The organism is Geitlerinema sp. CS-897, assembly GCF_028368005.1.
Taxonomy (GTDB): Bacteria; Cyanobacteriota; Cyanobacteriia; order Cyanobacteriales; family Geitlerinemataceae; genus Baaleninema; species Baaleninema simplex.
In genome coordinates, this window is record NZ_JAQNCQ010000371.1 from 1 (window position 1) to 4,241 (window position 4,241).

A 4,241-nucleotide genomic window follows, 5' to 3' on the forward strand; every position below is an offset into this window, starting at 1 on the left:
AATCCGGCGCTCGCACTTGGGAGATTTTAGCTTCCTTGGCGGCTACGGCTGCCCAATCTGACGACTCCTTTATTGACCTCGTTGCCCAGGCCATGCCTTGGCAGGCTTCGACCTGAGTGAGCATCGCTAAACAGATACCAAAGATGCCGGGGATCTTATACCGGAAGTGCTAATCGGGAATTTTGCCACCCAAAACTGATGTTTTTGCACTCATTGAGATGCACCCTGCACGATTTTTGTGCTTTAAGGCATTTTTTCAGTTTAGCTTATAGATCTGCACTCAATTCAATTTTTACGCAATCTTCATTATCAAACTCAAAAAATAGAAATGAAACGAACGTCAAAAAACACAATAACCCGAGTGACAATATGTCATTAAAAACAGAGTTTTGCGGACGGATGCGCGATCGCCCCGAAACGCGATCGCCCTCGAACCGGAACATCAACCTCTAGAATTGGAGTCAAACCGATCGCGACTGTAGAGGTGGCCGATGCCCACAACGATGACTCGCTCGCTCTTTCTAACCCTTACCCTTTCCCTCACCACCACGTTGTCCGTTTGTCCCGCCTACGCCAACACCGAACCCGTCGTTTGCGCGGCGACAGCCACACCAACCCACGTTCCTTGGGGAAGTCGTTACTCCTACTGGTTGCAAGGCGTTGCAGAATTCGACGAACAGGGGAGAATGTTACCCGTTCCCTTCGACCGCGCGTCAGATTGGTCTCTTTTTGTCACGAGCGCCCGCAATTCCGCCCCGACGCCTCTCGACCTCCTCGCGATCGATCCCGCTGAAGCTCCCAATTTTGCCTTTCCCGCCGTAACGTCCATTGAATGGGACAACCTCGACGAAGAACTCACTACCAACGTCACCAGCGTTTTTTCCGCCGAAGGCGTGAGTTACGGTCTGTTTCTCGCGATTCGCAATCCCCAACGCCCCGCCATACAACCGTTATTTCAAGTGATTCACTACCTCGCTCCAGATTTCGCGATCGTTTCGGACGCCTCGACTTGCTTTGTCGGCGTTACCGCTCCCGATATCGCCCGACCGACCGATCCCGGCGTGGTCGTCCCGTTTGAAACCCTCGCTCGCGGGAGTTATAGCGGCATTAACCAACCCTTCGAGCGCGTCGTTAACGATAACCTGGCTTGGCGTAGCTTCTGGCGACAACTCAACGCCAACATCGATCCGACCCCCGATCTTCCTGAAGTGGATTTAACCGACAAAACTGTTATCGCCGTCGGTCTCGGCGATCGGGCCAGTGGGGCTTACAGCGTCGAAATCGATACCGTACGTCTCGTTAACGGAACGGTCGTCGTCCACTACACGGAACGCCGCAGTTGTGGAGTCGCCACCGCCGCCATCACCCAGCCCTATCATCTCGTCTTACTCGATCGCACCACCGCCCCAGTCGAATTCCGCCGTAGTGTGGAAGCACCAGTTTGTCCGTGAGGAGAAAGGGAGAGGGAGAGCAGGGGAGACAAGGAAGATCGGGAAGACCTATGGAGTCGGTGCCTGACGACTTGGCCGGTTGAGCCAGATACTTTTCCGGTCTTTAGGTCACGCAGCCTACGGCGGTCTCATCATCAGGTCATCGCCCCGTTATCAATTATCAATTATCAATTCACAATGAAGCATTTTCTAACTCTGGCTTTTCTAGCGTTTGGGGGGATTTCTGCGGGGTACGCTGCCGAACCCGAACCGGCCGAAATCGTTCCGCCAACCGTCACACAGTATATTCCAGCGAACGCGGCAACAGTGGTGTTATTCCGAACGGATAATACCTGGTCGGATTTGGCACAGTTTGCAGGAGTTCCCGATAATATCGACGCACCCGGTGTATTACCTTTCGTTCCCCTGGCGAACGAAGATTTCGATGCGAACGTGCGATCGTGGGCGGGAGAGTGGGCAGCCTTTACAACGTCGACTGTTTCTGCGATTTCCCCGGAGGTTCCCACCTACGATATTACGTTGCTTCCTTTAAAAGACGAGGACGCGTTCGATCGCTATCTCGATCGCGTGCGAGACAGCCGCAGCCAACCCCCAGAAATCCAAACCCACAACGGCGTCGAATTTCTGTTCTTTCCGGCGGACAATCCACCGCCTCCGCCCGTGTTGGAAGAAGTTCCAGGGAATGAAGAGAGATTGGATCCCGCTTCAGAAAGTTCGTTAACCAAAGCGATCGCCGTCTATTCTAACTATTTCGGCGATTTCAAGCGATCGCTCCTGGCACAAACCGCTCCGTCAACACCACCAGAGACTCCCACCGACGACATTCCAACCGTTCCCTTTCCTCCGACGCCGCTGTACGCTCCCAGTCTCGCGATCGCCCGTTTGCCGGGATACGTGGTATTCGCCGCCACTGCTGAGGATTTACGGGGATTTCTCGACGTTCCCAGCACTGTGAAGCCTCTCGCTGAGGTTCCTGGGTTTCAAAATCTCTTGGCTCACGAGGCGTTCGATCGCTCTCTGATTGCGTTTTACGGCAATTTCAAACAAATCGCCCAACAACTCAACAGACTGCCGATTCCCACTGGCGAGGGCGAAACCTTTGCCAATTTAGCGGAAATCTACAGCCAAACCTACACTACCGGAGAAGCCCTCGTTTGGACGAGCGACACGGGCGTTCGGGGTCAGTTGCGCGTACACTATCGCGAACCGCAACCGGATATCGCGGCCAACGCCACCAACGACAATCGCCTCCTCGAGTATCTCCCCGCCACGGTTTACGGTTCCGTTAACGGGAAAAACCTAGGCGGAGGGTTGAGGTTAATTTTAGAGGCGTACAGTCAAATCCCAGAACTGGCTGGGTTTGTCGAACAACTGCGTCGAGGCGTTGAGGAAAACTTAGAACTCGATTTCGATCGCGACGTTCTCAGTTGGATGGATGGCGAATTTGCGCTCGTCGCGTTTCCCTCCAACGGCGGTTTGTTTCCGAGTTTCAGCCCCGAGTTTCAAGTCGGTGTGGGAATTTTACTCGAAACGAGCGATCGTCCCGCCGCCGAACGCTTTCTCTCCACTCTCGATGACTTCGTGGGACGCGTCGGCGAGGGTCTCGTCTCGGTGGATACCGCCAACATTGCAGGCGAACCGTTCGTGAGTTGGAACGCTCCTTTTTCGTTCGACGGTTCCCCCGTCAGTCAAATGAGTCACGGTTGGCTCGACGACAACACGCTGTTAATTGCGACTGGGACGGTTCCCGCCTCGCAACTGTACCCCCAACCCCGTTTGGGTTTGGCTGACAGCTACAATTTCCAAACGGCGATCGCGCCCTTTCCCACGACGAATTCGGGCTATTTATACTACAATTTCGGCTCAGCTTGGGCGTTCGTCAATACCTTGTTTTTAAATAGTTTTCCTCCGCCGCCCCCTTCTGCCAATATGAATACGTTTGTCGATACAATGCGATCGATCCGCAGTTTTAGTTTTTCAGTTGCCTTTGCTGAAGATCGCGAACAAGCTGATTTCAACCTCGTTTTATCGCCCAAACGCTGACGTCGATAGACTCGCCTCCTGACAGCTTTTCGCGTTCGGGAGGCGTTCTCCTTTTTTTGCATTCACTTGAGTTAAGGAAGTGCGAGTGCGAGTACCTCATCGCCACCGAGTTCGTCTCGTCGTTTCTCCGTTAAACCAATCGCGATCGCTGTAGGCTGACGGTACGTCTCGAACTGAGGTTCGGGCAACAAGAACTAGCGATCGCTGATTTTTGTTGCCCGAACTCATCATTTTTATTGTAGGATTCATTTCAAAACTGTAAATTCAAGGGTCTTTGGATATTATGGTGTAATTTGTTATAATAATACGAAATCGAACCGGGGTGCATTGCTATGATTGGGTGCATCTCAAAAATGTAAATCCATACGAGAGAATAAGGGTTTCAGCCTCCGAGCCTCATGTTTTTGCAAAACTGAGATGCACCCCTATGATTCCCCTACAGCAAGGATTTTAATTGAGTATAAAATTCGCTTATCACCTCAAAATTTGAAAACCCAAATTTAACTGTAAATTCATTGAATACAAGGTTTCGTACTCGACTTAGATTTCGTTGAGTCAAGTTGCAGTTAAATTCAAACTATCCCAGACTTTTACAAAAGTAAAATGGGGTGCATCTCAGTTTTGCAAAAACATCAGTTTTGGGTGGCAAAATTCCCGATTAGCATTTCCCGTATAAGATCCCCGGCATCTTGGAGATGCCGGGGATCTGGAAATTGAGTGCGCCCAATTCGATGAATTTACATAATT

General features: G+C 51.7%; 3 protein-coding genes. 2 read left to right on the forward strand and 1 reads right to left on the reverse strand.

Annotated features, from left to right (window positions below):
- Nucleotides 1-503 precede the first annotated feature (503 nt).
- Both POG22_RS23455 and POG22_RS23460 read left to right on the forward strand, forming a co-directional pair.
- Nucleotides 504-1,451, forward strand: a complete 948-nt coding sequence (locus POG22_RS23455) for a protease complex subunit PrcB family protein (protein ID WP_498907326.1) — start codon at nucleotides 504-506, stop codon at nucleotides 1,449-1,451.
- A gap of 177 nt (nucleotides 1,452-1,628) precedes the next feature.
- Complete coding sequence (locus POG22_RS23460; RefSeq protein ID WP_498907327.1) at nucleotides 1,629-3,494, forward strand: DUF3352 domain-containing protein; 1,866 nt, start codon at nucleotides 1,629-1,631, stop codon at nucleotides 3,492-3,494.
- A 96-nt stretch (nucleotides 3,495-3,590) separates the two neighbouring features.
- Here the strand turns inward: POG22_RS23460 and POG22_RS23465 are convergent, their stop codons facing one another.
- Entirely contained in the window at nucleotides 3,591-3,743 is a 153-nt protein-coding gene (locus POG22_RS23465; RefSeq protein ID WP_498907328.1) for a hypothetical protein, read from the reverse strand.
- Between the last annotated feature and the right edge of the window lie 498 nt (nucleotides 3,744-4,241).